The organism is Streptomyces sp. NPDC101237, from assembly GCF_044767465.1.
Taxonomy (GTDB): domain Bacteria; phylum Actinomycetota; class Actinomycetes; order Streptomycetales; family Streptomycetaceae; genus Streptomyces; species Streptomyces gramineus.
Genome location: NZ_JBIWNY010000046.1, coordinates 22,667 through 38,462, shown reverse-complemented (window position 1 = coordinate 38,462; position 15,796 = coordinate 22,667). Strand labels below are relative to the sequence as shown.

9 protein-coding genes and 1 pseudogene are annotated in these 15,796 nt (G+C 69.3%); 5 read left to right on the top strand and 5 right to left on the bottom strand.

Annotated features, from left to right (window positions below):
• Window positions 1–160: 160 nt before the first annotated feature.
• Window positions 161–1,207 (bottom strand): zinc-binding dehydrogenase, encoded by a 1,047-nt coding sequence (locus ACIRQ9_RS38680; protein ID WP_404184953.1) that lies wholly within the window; start codon window positions 1,205–1,207, stop codon window positions 161–163.
• A gap of 175 nt (window positions 1,208–1,382) precedes the next feature.
• Entirely contained in the window at window positions 1,383–4,607 is a 3,225-nt protein-coding gene (locus tag ACIRQ9_RS38675; RefSeq protein WP_404184950.1) for a cytochrome P450, read from the bottom strand.
• 265 nt (window positions 4,608–4,872) lie between these two features.
• Here ACIRQ9_RS38675 and ACIRQ9_RS38670 point away from each other — a divergent pair, with 265 nt between their 5' ends.
• Window positions 4,873–5,529 carry a TetR/AcrR family transcriptional regulator gene (locus ACIRQ9_RS38670; RefSeq protein WP_404184947.1) on the top strand — a complete coding sequence of 219 codons (657 nt, stop codon included), beginning with the start codon at window positions 4,873–4,875 and terminating at the stop codon, window positions 5,527–5,529.
• Between the two features lie 621 nt (window positions 5,530–6,150).
• Here the strand turns inward: ACIRQ9_RS38670 and ACIRQ9_RS38665 are convergent.
• Window positions 6,151–6,780: a TetR/AcrR family transcriptional regulator gene (locus tag ACIRQ9_RS38665; RefSeq protein WP_404184944.1), complete on the bottom strand. Its 630-nt coding sequence runs from the start codon at window positions 6,778–6,780 to the stop codon at window positions 6,151–6,153.
• A 435-nt stretch (window positions 6,781–7,215) separates the two neighbouring features.
• On the opposite strand from ACIRQ9_RS38665, the gene ACIRQ9_RS38660 reads away from it, so the two are divergent.
• Both ACIRQ9_RS38660 and ACIRQ9_RS38655 read left to right on the top strand, forming a co-directional pair.
• A complete protein-coding gene (locus ACIRQ9_RS38660) occupies window positions 7,216–9,678 on the top strand; it encodes a SpoIIE family protein phosphatase (protein ID WP_404184941.1) in 2,463 nt (820 codons plus the stop codon).
• Window positions 9,679–9,744: 66 nt separating this feature from the next.
• Entirely contained in the window at window positions 9,745–12,183 is a 2,439-nt protein-coding gene (locus ACIRQ9_RS38655) for a SpoIIE family protein phosphatase (protein WP_404184938.1), read from the top strand.
• Between the two features lie 192 nt (window positions 12,184–12,375).
• Here the strand turns inward: ACIRQ9_RS38655 and ACIRQ9_RS38650 are convergent.
• Window positions 12,376–12,687: pseudogene (locus ACIRQ9_RS38650) on the bottom strand (IS701 family transposase); the annotation flags it as partial.
• 204 nt (window positions 12,688–12,891) lie between these two features.
• Between ACIRQ9_RS38650 and ACIRQ9_RS38645 the strand changes: the two are divergent.
• A complete protein-coding gene (locus ACIRQ9_RS38645) occupies window positions 12,892–13,224 on the top strand; it encodes a hypothetical protein (RefSeq protein ID WP_404184935.1) in 333 nt (110 codons plus the stop codon).
• 581 nt (window positions 13,225–13,805) lie between these two features.
• Here ACIRQ9_RS38645 and ACIRQ9_RS38640 read toward each other — a convergent pair.
• Window positions 13,806–14,195 (bottom strand): winged helix-turn-helix transcriptional regulator, encoded by a 390-nt coding sequence (locus tag ACIRQ9_RS38640; RefSeq protein ID WP_404184932.1) that lies wholly within the window; start codon window positions 14,193–14,195, stop codon window positions 13,806–13,808.
• 153 nt (window positions 14,196–14,348) lie between these two features.
• On the opposite strand from ACIRQ9_RS38640, the gene ACIRQ9_RS38635 reads away from it, so the two are divergent.
• The gene (locus tag ACIRQ9_RS38635; RefSeq protein ID WP_404184956.1) at window positions 14,349–15,743 is read left to right on the top strand and encodes an MFS transporter; all 1,395 of its coding nucleotides are present in this window, start codon (window positions 14,349–14,351) and stop codon (window positions 15,741–15,743) included.
• The last annotated feature ends 53 nt before the right edge of the window (window positions 15,744–15,796 follow it).

Genomic DNA, 15,796 nt, shown 5'->3' with positions numbered 1-15,796 from the left:
TGGGGGCACCCCGGCGTTGGGGTGTCCGCCCGTGGGTGTCGGTCGTCGGCTTGCCTCTGCCCCTCCGGGGTGGCCGGACGGGGGGGGGCGCGGGGGCCCCCCCCCCCCCCGGCGCCCACTCACCCCTGTCCAGGGTGGCTTGATGTCCTGCTGACGGGCGTCAGGGGACGAGGATGAGGCGGATCGGGTCGCCGATCTTGTTCTGCAGACGGCTGACCGCGTCGGCCGCGTCTATGAGCGGGATGTGGTCCGTGATGGAGGGGGCCAGGTCGAGGCGTCCGCCTGCGGCGAGCCGCACCAGCTCGTAGACGCCGTCGGGCGTGCCGCCGTAGTGGCCGCGTACCTGCTTCTGCATGTAGTTGAAGGTCAGTCCCTCGGTGATGGTCAGCGGCCTGGGGGTGATGCCGACCAGGATCAGGGAGCCGCCCAGGCCGAGCACGGAGGCGGCCTGCTCGCGGACGGCGGGGACGCCGGCGCAGTCGAAGGCGAAGTCCAGGCCGCGACCGCCGGTGGCCGCGCGGACCTGGTCGGCGAAGTCGGGGGCGGCCGGGTCCAGGGCGAGGTCCGCGCCGAAGGCCAGGGCGCGCTCCCGGGCGCTGGGCAGCGGGTCGACGGCGATGATGGGGGCGGCGCCGACCAGGCGGGCGAGGCGGACGTTGTGGGCGCCGACCCCGCCCACGCCCCACACTCCGACCGACTGGGCGGGACGGACACCCGCGGTGGCGACGACGGCGGCGTAGGGAGTGGAGACCGCGTCGGGGATGATCGCGGCCTGGTCGAAGGGGAGGCTGTCGGGGATGGGGACGACGGTCTCCTCGGGGGTGACCATGTACTCGGCCCAGCCGCCGTCGTAGTCGATGCCGGCGGTGAGGACCTGGGTGCAGGGACGATGGCGCACACAGCCGGAGCACTTGCCGCAGCTCTTGCCCGCCTCCAGGGTGACGCGGGTGCCGACGGTCAGGTCCCGCTTGAGGTCCGGGCCGAGGGCGTGCACGACACCGGACACCTCGTGGCCGACGGTGACCGTGTCGGAGTCCAGGAAGAGCGGGGGCAGTGAGCCGTCGAGCAGGTGGACGTCGGAGAGGCAGACGCCTGCGGCCTTCACCTCGATGAGTACCTCACCCGGGCGTGGGACGGGGAGGGGGACCTCCTGTACGGCGAACTTCTTGCTGTCTACGTGGAAGCGTCCGGCGAGCATGGTGTCCATGAAGATCTGCTTTCCGTGAGCGGCACCGATCACGGGGATTCGGCGGTGCCATGAGGTGTGCGATGGCTTGGGGTGGCCGGGAGGCGCGCGGCCGCGGCAGCGGGGGGGGGAGAGAGAGAGAGACCCGCACGCCTCCCGGCGGCTGGGAGTCGCACGCCGTGACGGCGTGCGACGGTCAGGCGAAGACGTCCTGCTGGTAGCGCTCGCCGGCTTCGAGCCGGGCGAGCCACTGCTGGGCGGTCTCGTCGTCGCTGCCGGTCTTCCGGCGGTGGATGGCGGCGAGGGCCTCGCGGACGGCGGGTGCCATGCGGCGGCCGTCACCGCAGACGTAGATGTACGCGCCGTCCTCGATGGCCTGCCAGACTGTGTCGGCGGCGCCCGCGAGGGCGTTCTGCACGAACCGGGCCGGGTGGCCGGCCACCGCGGAGAAGGCGGTGCGGATCTGCGCGATCCCGGCCTGCTCCCAGTCCTGCATCTCCCGGCGGTAGAAGTAGTCGTGCTCCGGGTGGCGGCAGCCGACGAAGACCTGCGACAGGCCGACCTGCGTGCCCTGCTCGTGTTGCCAGGCCCGCTCCTCCAGGAAGCCGCGCAGCGGCGCGATGCCGGTGCCGGGGCCGATCAGGATCAGCGGCGTGGCCGGGTCGGCGGGCGGGGCGAACGTCGGGGAGGGCACGCGGACGTAGCCGTACACGACGTCCCCGGGCTCAAGGCCCGCGATGTAGGAGGAGCAGGTGCCGCGGTACTGGCCGTCGCCGGACAGGGCCGGCCCCTCCAGCAGGCCGACGGTCAGGCGCACATGGCGCGGGTTGGCCGACGGGGCGGAGGAGATGGAGTAGAAGCGCGGACGGATCGGGCCCATCATCTCCAGGAACACCGCGAGCGGCAGCTCGACCGCTTCGAAACGCTCCAGCAGACCCAATACCGAGACCCGCTTGCCGAGGATCTCCTTGCTGTAGCGCTCCTCGGCCTCCTCGGTGTCAGCGGTGTACGCCTGGAGCTGAGGCCGGGTCCACGGGCACTCGGTGTACTCGGCCAGGGTCTGGATCTGGGAGCGGGTGGCCACGTCCTGCAGTTCCAGGAACTCGGTGAGCAGGATGCCCGCGGTGACGGGGACGCCGACCGGCAGGTGGGTGCGGCCGCCTGCGGGCAGGTCCAGGCGCAGCACCTGGTCGTACTCGACGCCGAGCCGCCGGAGAGCGCGGTTCACCAAGGCGGGTTCGTTCTTGGCGAAGACGGCCAGGTGGTTGCCGGTGGCGTAGGTGACACCTTCGGGCAGCTCGAAGGTGACGGACTTCGCCGACGGGCGCGGCGGCTCGATCTGGAAGTCCCACAGACCGGTCGCGTCGGCCACGAGCTCCTCGTTGGCCACCACCGTGAGCGGGTACGCCTGCTCGGAGACGATGGCGGGGCGCACGTCGGACTCGGTGAGCAGCTGGACCTGGTAGCGCGGGCCGCCTGCCTCGGAGGTGTCGGCGGCGTACTCCTCGGCCAGGGTGGCCCACAGGTTGTCCATCCACCGAGTGGCCATGCCGTCGAAGTCACCGGCGGCGTCCGCGATGCCGCGCTCGACGACCGGGGTGGCGCCGGCGGCCAGCAGACCTTCCTCGATCCGCTGGGGGAATGCCTGGTAGGTGGCCACCCACTGGGTGTTGCCGGCACCCAGCAGCGCGAACCGCACGTTCGACAGCGCACCCTCCGGCAGGCCGGCGGCCAGCAGGTCGTCGAAGCGCTGGGCGTTGTCGGGGGCCTTGCCGTTGTAGCTGGCGGCAACGACGGCGAGCAGGCCCTCGGTCGGCAGGTTGTCACCCAGCTCATCCAGGCTCATCAGCGTGGTGCCGAAGCCGGAGCGCTCACCGCGGTCGGCGATGGTGCGCGCCAGGTCCTCGCACGAGCCGAGGCTTGAGCCGTAGGCGACGGTCAGGTTCACCCCGACGCCGCTCACCGGGGCCTGCTGCCGCTCGTCGTCGCTCTGCAGGTCGACGGCGCCGAACACGGCCCGCTCGTGCTCCTGACGCCTGCGCACCACGAGTTCGAAGTCGCCAGGCTTGCGCGTCAGCGCCTCCCGCACGTCCATCTTGTAGTCGGTGGTGTCGGAGAACTTGAACTTCTGCAGCACCAGTGCCAGCGCCAGGCGGGCCTCGGTGAGGGCGAACTGGCGGCCGATGCACGCACGACGGCCGTTGCCGAACGGCTTGTAGGCGTGCGGGTGGTGCTGGGCCCGGTTCTCCGGCAGCCACCGGTCGATGTCGAACTCGTGCGGCCGGTCCCACGCCTTGGGGTGGGTGTGCAGCGGCCCCATCAGCAGGTTCGTCTTCGTACCCTGCTTCAGCTTGTACCGGCCGCCGACGACAGTGTCCTCGAGCGGTGCCTTCATGATCTGCGGGATGGGAGCCCACAGGCGCAGAGTCTCCTCCAGGACCCGCGGGATCACGTCCATCTTCATGATCGTGTCGTAGTCCGGGACGGTGTCACCCGGCATGAGGCGATCGACCTCGGCGTACGCCTGGGCCAGCACGTGCGGGTTGCGCATCAGTGAGTAGGTGGCGAACGACAGCAGACCGCTGGTGGTCTCGTGACCGGCGATCAGGAATGTCACCACCTGGTCGCGGACGTTGTCGTCGTCCAGCGGCCTGCCCGTCTCCGGGTCGGTGGCCTGCAGCATCAGGCCCAGCAGGTCGTCCTCACCGCTGCTCCTGCCCTGACGGCGTTCCTTGATCACACTCTCGACCAGGTCCCGCATCAGCTGGATGTTCGCGCGGTAGCGCTTGTCGTCGTCCGTGCGCAGCGCGGTCATCTCCGGCAGTTCCTGGGTACGCCGCATCGACTCCACCAGAGCCTCCAGCAGGGCGCTGAGGAAGGGGTGCAGGTCCTCCTCGGCGAAGGAGTCGAACCGGTAGCCGAAGCCGGACAGGGCGATGGTGTCCAGGGTCAGCCGGGTGTAGTCGTCAGTGATCCTGACCGGCTGACCCTCCTTGCTCTCCCACTTGCCGACCAGGTTCTGGGCGATCTCCAGCATCTGTCCGTAGTAGTTCTTCATGGCGCGCTGGCTGAAGGCCGGCATGAGGATCCGGTGCGCCATGCCCCAGGCATCGCCGTCCTCGACCTCGTGGGCCGTGAACAGGCCCGCGCCCGTGTAGTCCCGGACGTGGCTCAGCGGCGCGAAGATCGGCTTTCCGAAGCGGGTCTCGTCGCTGACCTCGGTGACCAGGTCCGGGTCGTAGACGAAGACGTTCTCCTGGCCTGCGATGTTCAGGCTGAAGATGCCCTCCGGGAACTGCTTGGACAGCTCGCCGAAGAACGCGACCGGGTTGGTGTCGGGGAGCGGCGGTACGGGATCGAGGACCGGAATCCCGTGCGAGGACCGGCTGGGGCGAAGGTCATTCGCGGCGTGCGTGGTCATGGGGTGCTCCTCTGCGTGGAGGGGAGGGGAGGGGATTGGAGGGGAGGGGCAAGGGCGCGCTGCGCTGGGCGGTGCCGCACTCCAGAACGGAAACATACGCCGTATGGATAGTTACCGTACGTCGTATGGAAACTCGATGCAACCCCGGCCGAGGGGAGGGCGGCAGTGAGGGGCGTCATTTTCCGTACGCCGTATGGGTGCTGGTACCGTACGCGGTATGGAAAAAGAGGTGAGACGCCCCCCGCGGGGAACGAGGAAGAGGGATGTGCCTCTGACCGAGGCCGGGATCTACGCCGCCGCCCTGCGGCTGATCGACGAGGACGGGGCCGACGCGCTCACCATGCGCAGACTCGCGACCGTGCTCGACGCGAACCCCATGTCGCTGTACCACCACGTGCCGAACAAGGAAGCCGTGCTGCGCGGCGTGACGAGAATGGTCGGCGCCCAGTTCCGCACCGTGACGCTCGAAGACGCTCCCTGGCAGGAGCGCCTCCGGCTGCTCGCCACGGACTTCCGGACGCTCGCACACCGGCATCCCAAGCTGATGGCGTACTCCTTCAGCCACCAGCCCGACTTCATCCAGCACGACGACCCGTTCTGGACGGCCCTCACCGCGATCGTGTCCGCTGCCGGCGTGCCGTTGCCTGAGGTCCCTGAGATCGCCGCTCTGATCGTCGCCGTCGTCATCGGTGTCCTCGCCGCCGAACTCAACGGCTCGCTCCACCAGTGGGCGAACCTCAAGCCCCCTGGCCCTGGCACCGACGGCGAGGACGGGCCCGCGGATGCAGCCCCCGGCTCCACGGGTGCAGGTACCACCGGCCCTGGTCGGGACCACATGTTCCGTCTCGTCATGGACACGCTGATCACGGGCCTGGAGGGCCGGCTCGTCGCCGGCCGAAACAGCCAGGGCGCCGGCCACTGAGTCGGTGGTTCCAAGGCGTTGCGGCCTGAGCACGTCCGTCGCCGGTGAATCCAGGCCGTAATGCGCCGTGACGCACGAGGAGCACCCCATCGCCACCGGAAAGCTCGTCCGGATGCGGCCTCAGCGGGAGCGCGATGCGTTGCGGCTGGGCCGGGCGACCGACCTGTGGCTCAAGACAGCGCTCAGTGTCCTCGTGGCGACGGCAGTGCCGAGTCTGATCCTGCCGGCCGTCGACCGAGCCGGGCTGGTGGGGTGCGCCACCTGCGGATCCACGTGCGCGCTCTACGGACACAGACTTCCCCTGCGCTGCCCGCGCCCGCGCACTGGCCGCCGTCGTGCTCGCCATGGCCGGGAGCAGCGGGGTGGGTCTGACGAACGCCGCCACGGACAGCACGGTGGTCCGGGTCACTGTGGCAGCAGTCCTCGCCGCTGCGCACAAGCTCGTGTGTGAGGCCACGCGGATCGCTCCTCCGGGCAACGTCGTCTTCACGTTCGTCGCCGCGGGCCGCGCCTTCTCGCCGCAGTGGTTCGCCGACATCCCCGGCCATCTCGGGCTCGGGCCGTGGTCGCGGCCGCCTCGGTCGCAGGTGAAGCCGCGTCGTCGGCAGACAGCACATCGCTTCACGCCGCAGCGGGAAGGGGCCGCCGGGCAAGGTCACGGGCCTCGTCCGCGGAGAGGCCGAGCATGTGCAGCAGCATCTGGGCCATTTTTCCGGCTGCATGGTCCCTGTCGGCCTCGGGCTGACAGAACCACAGTTGCAGGAGCGACAGCAGGCTGCCGTTCAGCACGGTCAGAGCGATCACCGGGTCGACCGCGGTGAAGCGTCCAGAAGCAATGCCCTGCTCCACGTCGTGCCTCGCGCGCGCAGCCAGTCCGCGGCCGGCGCAAATGCGGCCGAGCTGGCTGTGGCAGAGAATCCGCATGATCTCCGGGTGTGAGCCGGCCATGCGTGCGCTCAGGCGCATACCGGTGGCGAGGCGCTCGGCGGGGTCGTCGACGCTGTGCAGCTGTCCGTCGACGGCTCGGGCGAACTCCTCCAGGGCATCAGCCACGGCCGCGTCGAACAGGTCCGGCTTGCACGTGAAGTGGTTGTAGAACGAGCCGAAGCCCACGTCGGCGAGCTCCGCGATGGTCCGGATGCTGGCGCTTGTATCGCCCGACTCGGCCAGGAGCTTCCGCGCGGCGCGGACGAGTGCCTGCCGGGTCTCGGCCCGACGGCGTTCGAATCGATTCCTGGGTGAGGTTGACATCGCATGCACCGCACACATGGTCGCCAGTTCTGATGAATTCATCATCGCACTGATGGCGTGAAGGGTCCACCCTGAACGCCGCTGGACCCGGCTTCGCCGCCCAGCGGTCGCTGACGCCGACGGATGAGAGGGGCTGCCCCGCCCCAGGCCGCACTGCGCACCCATATGTGATGAAACGATCAGTTTCGGGGGTCTTGACGATGAATTGGTCGTATCTGATTATTTCATCAATGATGGACAAAACGTGGCAAGGCGGTCGGATGTCGACGGCAGGTCACAGGGCAGTGGCGAGGCCGGGCATTGCGCCGCGAACTCCGGCTCCCGGTCCCCCGGCTTCCGCCTCCTGCCCGTCACCGTCCATCACGGCGACAGACCGGGCGGCCGGCCCGCGTGTCGGCACTCCCTCACCTCCGCACTGAACGGGATCAACCCACGATGACGAATACCGACCACACGCCACCCGCCCAGCCGGTGAGCCCCAGCGAGATACCGGACGCGGCGATAGCGATGATCAATGCGGACGGGACGGTGGCGGCGTGGACGCAGGCCGCTGAGCAACTTGTCGGGTATTCGGCCGCGGAAGTGGTGGGCCGATCCGCCGCGCACGTGCTGTCGCCCCCCGAGGAGGCCCGGAGGGTTTTGCTGTTCGCCGACCAGTGCCGTGCGCAAAGTGGCTGGTCCGGCACCGCCGCGGTCCGCCACCGCGACGGCCACACGCTCAGAATGTCGCTGCGGGTCTCGCTGTTGTGGGGACGGAACGCTGGCACCCGGTGGCTGGTGTCCGTGACCGACATAGGCGCCCTGTCCTCGGGGCCTGCCAACGGACCGGTGCGGGAGTCGCTCCTCGCCCATGCGCCGATCGGCATCGTCGTGTACGACCCGCAGTTGCGTTGTACCTGGGTGAATGACGCCATGGAGCATCACGACGGCACTCCCCGTGACCGGCGGTTCGGACGCCGCATCAAGGACTCACTGCCCGCCATGGAGGCCGAAGCGCTCGAGGTGGTGATGCGCCAGGTGCTGCAGAGCGGCACCACCATGGTCCACGAGTACCGGGCGTGGCCGCCGTCGGACGGACGCCGTGAGCACGCGTTCTCGGCCTCGTTCTTCTGCCTGCAGGACGCGGACGGCGCGGCGATGGGAGTGTGCTCCATGACCGTGGACGCCACCGGAAACCGGCGGGCGCGCGAGCGCCTTGCCATCCTCAGCGAGGCAAGTACGCGCATCGGCAGCACCCTCGACGTCATGCAGACAGGGCAAGAACTGGCCGAACTCGCCGTGCCCCTGCTGGCCGACCACGTCGTCGTCGACCTGGTGGATTCGGTTCCGTTCGGACTCGAGCCCGCCGCACGGATCGGCACGACGAGCGGCCGCCGCCCTGTGCTGCGCCGTGCCGGGGTGGCCTCCATCGACCAGGGTGTCCTGGAGTCGCCGGCGCTGCGCGAAGAGGTGATCCACGTCCCCCCGGCCTCGTCATTCGCCGCCGTCCTGGGCACAGGCAGATCTCATCTGGAACCGGTGCTGGACACCCATGCCGGCCCATGGGTCGACCACGATCCGACGCGTGCGCAAAAGGTCCGTGACAGTGGGGTCCACTCGTTGATGGTCGTACCCATCCGTGCACGGCGCTGCGTACTGGGACTCGCGGTGTTCGGCCGCTCCAAGGAGCCGACTCCGTTCCAGGAGGACGACCTGCTCCTCGCCGAGGAACTCGTCACCCGGGCCGCGCTCTGCCTGGACAATGCCCTCCAGTACGCGCGCGAGCGCACCGCCGCCCTCACGCTGCAACGCGACCTGCTTCCCCACCATGTGCAGGGCGGCGCCGCCGTTGAGGTCGCCTCACGCTACGTCCCGGCCGACATGGACCACGGTGTGGGAGGTGACTGGTTCGACGTGATCGAGCTGTCCGGCGCCCGGGTGGCCCTCGTCGTCGGCGATGTGGTCGGCCACGGCATCAACGCCGCGGCGACCATGGGCAGACTCCGCACGGCCGTACGCACGCTCGCGGACCTCGACCTGCCGCCGGACGAACTGCTGGCACACCTCGACGACACGGTCCGGTGGCTGAACGACGAAGACGGCGACGTCGCCGACCACGTGCCCGCGATAGTGGGTGCCACCTGCCTGTACGCGATCTACGACCCGGTCACCCGACGGTGCACGCTGGCGCGGGCCGGGCACCCACCGCCCCTTATCGTCGACGCGCAGGGCAGGGTCACCGTCCCCGACCTGCCCGCTGGGGCCCCGTTGGGCCTGGGTCTCGGCCTGGTGCCTTTCGAGTCCGTGGAACTGGACCTGCCCGAAGGAAGTGTCCTCGCCTTCTACTCCGACGGCCTGATCGAGTCCCGCGACGAGGACATCGACGTCGGCCTGCGGCGCCTGGGCGCCGCCCTGGCACAGCCCGGTGCCTCCCTGGAGGACCTGTGCTCCCGGGCGATGAAGACCTTGCCGGCCCGGGCATCAGCCGACGACGTCACCTTGCTCCTCGCGCGGACCCGCGCACTAAAGCCCGCCCAGGTCGCCTCGTGGGACCTGCCGAACGACCTCGTCACCGTCCCGACAGCCAGGCACCTGGCCGTCCGCCAGCTCAGGCAATGGGGTCTGGAACCGCTGGTGACACCCGTGGAGTCGATCGTCAGTGAACTGGTCACCAACGCGATCCGCCACGGCGGCGGCCCGAGCCGCCTGCGGCTCATCCGCCACCGGGTGCTGACCTGTGAGGTCTCCGACACCACCACCGGCCAGCCGCGCTCCCGTCATCCCCGCACTCTCGACGAGCACGGCCGCGGCCTGTACCTGGTCGCGCGACTGTCGCGCAGGTGGGGCTCCCGCTCAGCAGCAGACGGCAAGGTCGTCTGGGCCGAACACGACCTCCCCTCCACAGCCGGCGCTGCCTGAGTGCCGACAGCCGTCACAGGGCCCCTTCTGCCGTAGCCGCGGACCCTCGTAATGGAAGCCAGAGACATGGACCCATCGAATATTGCAAACGCCGACCCGGCAGACGCCCCCCAAGTCGCGACGAGCATCGCCGGCGTCGGCTCCGGCGGCAGTCCGCCCGCCTTCGACGGTCTGGCTGCAGCCCTGCTCGACGATCGAGGCACGGTGGTGGGGTGGACCGGCACAGCACAGGACCTGACCGGCTTCTGCGCCGACGAGGTCCACGGCCGCCCCGTGCAGGAACTGGTGGCCGAACTCCCGCACGACCCGCGCAGGGCCACGCAATGGCCGGCGACCGGTCGGGTACGGTTGCGACACCAGTGCGGCCACACGATCGACGTCACCTTCCGGACCACACGGGTGAACGGCTCGGAGGACTTCCTCGTGCTCGCGGCCCCCACCCCTCACGTCGCCGACCACCGTCACGGCGCAGCGCTCCTGCGCGCACTGTCCGCACAGAACCGGATCACGATCGCCCTGCACGACACGGATCTCACCACCGTGCAGACCAACGCCGTCCCGGACACTCCCGACGGCCGTCCCGTACAGCCCGGCGCCCGACTGGGCGACGTGCTGCGCGCCGAGGACGCCGAGAGCATCGAGGCGGTACTGCGGCAGGTGCTCGATACGGGTGTCCCGGTGATCCACCGGAAGCAGCGAGTGAGCTGGCGGCACCATCCGGCGCGGCGGCACGCGCTGTCGCTGTCCGCCTTCCCCCTGGAGGACGCGCGAGGACGCCCCGCGGGGGTCGCAGCCCTGTACATAGACGACACCGACCAACTGCGCGCCCGCCGACAGCTGGACCTTGCCCAAGAGGTTGCCGAGCGCGTAGGAGACTCCCTGGATGTCGTGCGGACCGCACAGGATCTCGCGGACGTCCTTGCACCCGCCTTCGGCGATCTCGCCGCGGTCGATCTTGCGCACGCCGTCTTCGACGGTGACGAACCCGCCAAGCGGCTGGGCGCAGGAGATCTGCATCTGCGCAACGCGGCCCTGGCGCCGACCACCGCGGTCTGGCCGCCCGGCATCCAGCTCGGCAACCTCGTCCCACCCCTGTCCGACCACCCCCTCCTGCTCCGCTTCCAGCACGGCGAGACGGTCGTATACGGCCGGGACGACTACATCGCCCTGATCGGCGGCCCACAGCTGGTCGAGCAGTTCCTCCCGCACGACACCCACGCGGTGATGGTGGTACCGCTGCACGCCCACGGCCTCGCCCTCGGCGCGATCGTGGTCTGGCGCACGGGCCCATCCGAACCGTTCACCGAGGACGAGGTGGATCTCATGAGGCATATCGCCTCACGGGGAGCACTCGCCATCGACAACGCCCGCCGTCACACACGCGAGCACAGAGCGGCCATGGCCCTGCAGCAGAGCCTCCTTCCCCCGCCCACGACCGACACCCCAGCAGCCGAGACCGCCGGCGTCTACCTGCCCACAGGCCGTGGGGCGGGCACCAGAGGCGACTGGTACGACGCCATCCCCCTGCCCTCCCTCCGGCTGGCCCTCGTCGCGGGAGACGTGATCGGCCACGGCATACCCGCCAGCGCCACCATGGGCCGTCTGCGCGCCGCCATCCAGACCCTCGCCGACCTCGAACTGGAGCCGGACGAGTTGCTCACCCGGATCGCCGACCTGGTCCAGCGCCTCGCGGCGGAAGCACCACCCGGCAACCACGACGTCATGGGCGCCACCTGCCTGTACGCGGTCTACGACCCCGTCACCCGGCGCTGTGCCCTGGCCAGTGCCGGGCACCCGCCGCCCGTGCTCGTACGGCCCGACGGGACCACCGAAGCCGTCGACATTTCCCCAGGGCCGCCCCTCGCCGTCTGCGGCATGCCGTACGAGACCACCATGATCGTCCTTGAGCCGGGCAGCGTCCTCGCGCTCTACACCGACGGCCTGGTCCACAGCGGCGCGCACGACGGCGACGACGGGCTCCGGCGGCTGACCGATGCCCTTGCCACCTCCTGCCGCCCGGACCGCGCCCTGGACGAGACCGGCATGGCCCTCCTCGACGCCCTGGTGGAGGAAGCACCGCGTGACGACGCGACCCTGCTGCTGGCACGTACCCGCGCCATGCCGGCCGAGGACACCGCTCATTGGCAGATACCGGCCGATCCGGCTGCTGTCTCGGATGCTCGGGCCTGGGCGACCGGCCAACTCACCGCATGGGGGTTGGACGACCTCCTCTTCACCACCGAACTCATCGTCAGTGAACTGGTCACCAACGCGATCCGCTACGGACGTCCGCCGGCGGATCTGCGACTGATCCGCCATACCGCACTGGTCTGTGAGGTCACCGACTCCAGCTGCACCCAACCCCGTCTGCGCCGCGCACGCACCACCGACGAGGGCGGGCGCGGCCTGTTCCTCGTCGCCCAACTCGCCGAGCGCTGGGGCTGCCGCCATGGACAGAACCACAAGACCATCTGGTCCGAACAGCCCATCGCGCGCGCTCACTGATCACGCCTGTGCGCTTAGTACTCCAGCAGCACTTTGACGTTTTCCCTGTTCAGGGGCGGTTTGGGTGAGTGTAGTGGGCTGATTGCCGACCTGTGATCTCTTTCCCGGGCCGCCCCTCGATCGTGTACAGCCGCCGCTGATAATGGCAGCGGCGAGCGACCGCTTGGCGTCGTCTGCGCCAGTGTGACCATCTCAGCGCGCGTGCGCTGGTGACGTGTTGGTGAACGGCGTTGGGTGAGTGGACAGTTGCCAGGAGCCGCCGAACTTCTGCCACGGTGAGGGGCGCAAGGCAGGAACCGTTTCTGCTGCCCCTTTTGCCGCGGCGTCGGCGGCCATGACGGCCAGGAACGCGTGCGCCAGCATGGCCAGGGTGATGTGCCGCATCCAGCCGGTGTAGCGGCGGACTTCGTACTGGTCGAGTCCGCACTCGTTCTTCGCGGCCTGGAAGGCTTCCTCGATGGTCCAGCGCGTCCCGGCGACGCGGACCAGACGCTCGACCGTGGTGCCGCGCTTTGGCCGCATCGACCACCTGTTCACCCAGGCACCGGACGAAGCGTGGGAAAAACGCTCGTGCGGCGACGGCGTCAAGGGCCCACGCGTCTATGACTGGGCGGCCGTCCGGATCCCTGCGATCGGGGACTTCGACGGCGACAGACCCACGCATCAGCATCGGGGAGCACGATATCTGAGGAGCGAAGGGAACGCTCTATGGCAAGCCCGGCACGTTTTACTCGTTACGTTCCGTCCGGTGCGCAGGCCGAGGGATACCCGCTCTACTCCATGAAGGACACGAAAACCTGCATCCTGGACAACCTGGAGGGGGATAAGGGATCCAAGGGCATGACCAAAATGCCGGACTACGCCGGTAAACCCATCGTGATACGAAGTCACCGGGACAGCGGTGACTACTACTTCATGGTGAAGGTCAAGATTGTCGGGCGGATCAAGCAACACCTCAGCGGTTGCCGCGTGAACTACACACAGCGCAACAGCAAGTACACCCAGAAGGTGCACTGCGAGTACGCACTCGACATGAAGTGACCACCGCGGGTGCCGGTGGCCCGGATCTCGGCCGCTGGCACCCTGCCGACCGGCGGTGTGCTGGTCCGGTGCGTGCCGCCGGCCGCCGCCGTATGCGGTCTCCCTGTCCGGCCCGCCACCCACTAGTGCCGGGCCGGACGGCTATTCAGCGGGCCAGGGTGACGGTGATGGGCCGGTCGGGGGATCTAGCAGGCGGTCGAACGGCAGGCCTGGGCGATGCGCGAGTTTCAGCGCCGAGGCATTCCCCGGAGCGGGGGGAGAGCGCCGGACGGTGCTCCGGCCTCCACGAGACGGACCGCGCCCACCGTCGGCGTGAGAGCGAGGTATCCCGTGCGGGGGCCCTGCGCCGGGCGGGCGAAGAACGTGCGGCACGAGAGATGGGCGCGGTGGGCGCCTCGGGCCCGGTGCCAGACCGGGGTACGGCGTGAACAGCCGCCAGGCGGAACGGCCGGATGCCCGCCGCATGGCCCCTCCCCCTGACCCCACACCGTTGGATACCCAGCGTCACCGCTGCGGGACTTGTTGTCTATAAGAGCGTCCGCCAGTAGGCGATTGTTCATCACCTGTCGCCCCCGTAGGCGTCAAGGAGCTGGTGCCGTGGCGGCGTCGTAGGTGGCGCGGGCGGTGGTGATGTCGGTTCGGTGGCGTTCTGCCCAGCCGACGAGTCCGGTGAGAGTTGCGTGGAGTTCGCGGGCCATGGGCGTGAGGCTGTATTCCACCTTGGGCGGCACGGTGGGGTAGACGGTCCGGATGAGCAGGCCGTCACGTTCCAGCTTGCGCAGGTTCAAGGTGAGCATGCGCCGGCTGATACCGGTAATGGTGCGTTCCAACTCGGTGAACCGGACCGGTCCGTATGCGGCAGCGACGAGGATTCCGATGCTCCACTTGCCCGCAACGTGGTCGAGGACCTCTGTGAGCGGGCACGCCTCGTTGCTGACCTGGTCGGACACATCGGTGTGACTGCGTGACATGAAAGTGCCTCCTTCCGCTGCGCGTCATGGTTACAGAGGATGACTGCTGTAACAAGTCGTGCACCATTGGAAGGGGTTCCCGTGCGGCGAACCAGCTCATCAGCACAGACATCGCGTTGGTCGGCACTGGCCGTGCTCTGTGCCGGGCAGTTGATGGTCATTCTCGACGGGACCATCGTGAGCGTGGCGCTGCCGTCCATCCAGCACAGCGTCGGCTTCTCCTCATCGAACCTGGCCTGGGTGGTCAATGCCTATCTGGTCCCCTTCGGTGGCCTGCTGCTGCTTGCCGGGCGGCTCGGCGACCTCATCGGGCGCAAGCGCGTCTTCATCGCCGGCTTGAGCGTTTTCACGGCTGCCTCGTTGCTGTGCGGTGTGTCCCAGGGCCCAGCGACGCTGCTCGCCTCCCGGTTCGTCCAAGGCATCGGCGGCGCGGTGACCTCTGCCGTCACCCTCGGGATGATCGTGACCCTGTTCCCGCAGCCGAAGGAGCGGGCCAAGGCCATCGGCGTCTACAGCTTCGTCCAGTCCGCCGGCGGCTCGATGGGCCTCCTCGCGGGCGGCGCCCTGACGCAGACCATCAGCTGGCACTGGATCTTCTTCGTCAACGTCCCGCTCGGCATCGTGGCCGTGCTGTGGGCCGGGCGCGTGCTCACATCCGAGCGGGGTGTCGGCCTCGGCAAGGGAACCGATGTCGTGGGTGCGCTCCTGGTCACCTCCGCACTGATGCTTGGCGTCTACACGATCGTCGAGACCACCAGCTACGGCTGGACTTCCGCACACACGCTGAGCTTCGCGGCCGCCACACTCGCTCTGCTCCTGGCATTCGTCGCGCGCCAGGCGAAGGCGACCCACCCGCTCCTGGCGCTGCATGTGTTCCGCTCGCGCAACGTCTCGGGAGCACTGGGTATCCAGGCCCTCATGGTGGCCGGGATGTTCAGTTTCCAGTTCCTGTGCGTGCTCTACCTGCAGAAGGTGCTCGGCTTCGACGAGATACACACCGGTCTGGGCATCTTCCCGGTCTCGGTCGCGATCGGCGCCCTGTCCCTCGGCCTCGCGCCCAGGCTGATCGCGCACTTCGGTCCCCGTGCCGTACTGCTTCCGGGACTCTCGCTGATCGCGGCAGGTCTCGCCGCGCTCGGCCGCGTACCTGTGGACGGGCGCTACGTCGTGGACGTCCTGCCCGCGCTGCTGCCGCTCGGCGTCGGTTTCGGCGTCGCGATGCCGGCGTTGGCCACGCTCGCGATGTCAGCGGCCACGCCCCAGGACTCGGGGATCGCCTCCGGCATGTTCAACACCATGCAGCAGATCGGCGCCGCCTTCGGTCTCGCGGTCCTCAGCACACTCGCCACCTCGCACACGAATGCCCTGCTGGCCGACGGCGCAAGCACCACCTCCGCACTCACGGGTGGCTACCAGCTTGCCTTCCGCATCGGATCGGGCCTCGTCGTCGCCGCTCTTCTCCTCGCCGCCACACTGCTGCGATCCCCCACCACAGCGCAACGTCCAGCGGCCGAGGAGAAGCCGGTCGCCGAGAACGCCACTCCCTGACCAGGCGGCGAAGCCGCCCCTGGGCCGGGGAGACTTCTGTGCTCACAGGAGGA

Coding starts and splice junctions, on each gene's coding strand:
- ACIRQ9_RS38645 (WP_404184935.1), top strand. CDS start 12,892: ATGGCAAGCCCGGCACGTTTTACTCGTTACGTTCCGTCCGGTGCGCAG.
- ACIRQ9_RS38635 (WP_404184956.1), top strand. CDS start 14,349: ATGGTCATTCTCGACGGGACCATCGTGAGCGTGGCGCTGCCGTCCATC.
- ACIRQ9_RS38640 (WP_404184932.1), bottom strand. CDS start 14,195: ATGTCACGCAGTCACACCGATGTGTCCGACCAGGTCAGCAACGAGGCG.
- ACIRQ9_RS38655 (WP_404184938.1), top strand. CDS start 9,745: ATGGACCCATCGAATATTGCAAACGCCGACCCGGCAGACGCCCCCCAA.
- ACIRQ9_RS38680 (WP_404184953.1), bottom strand. CDS start 1,207: ATGGACACCATGCTCGCCGGACGCTTCCACGTAGACAGCAAGAAGTTC.
- ACIRQ9_RS38665 (WP_404184944.1), bottom strand. CDS start 6,780: ATGTCAACCTCACCCAGGAATCGATTCGAACGCCGTCGGGCCGAGACC.
- ACIRQ9_RS38660 (WP_404184941.1), top strand. CDS start 7,216: ATGACGAATACCGACCACACGCCACCCGCCCAGCCGGTGAGCCCCAGC.
- ACIRQ9_RS38675 (WP_404184950.1), bottom strand. CDS start 4,607: ATGACCACGCACGCCGCGAATGACCTTCGCCCCAGCCGGTCCTCGCAC.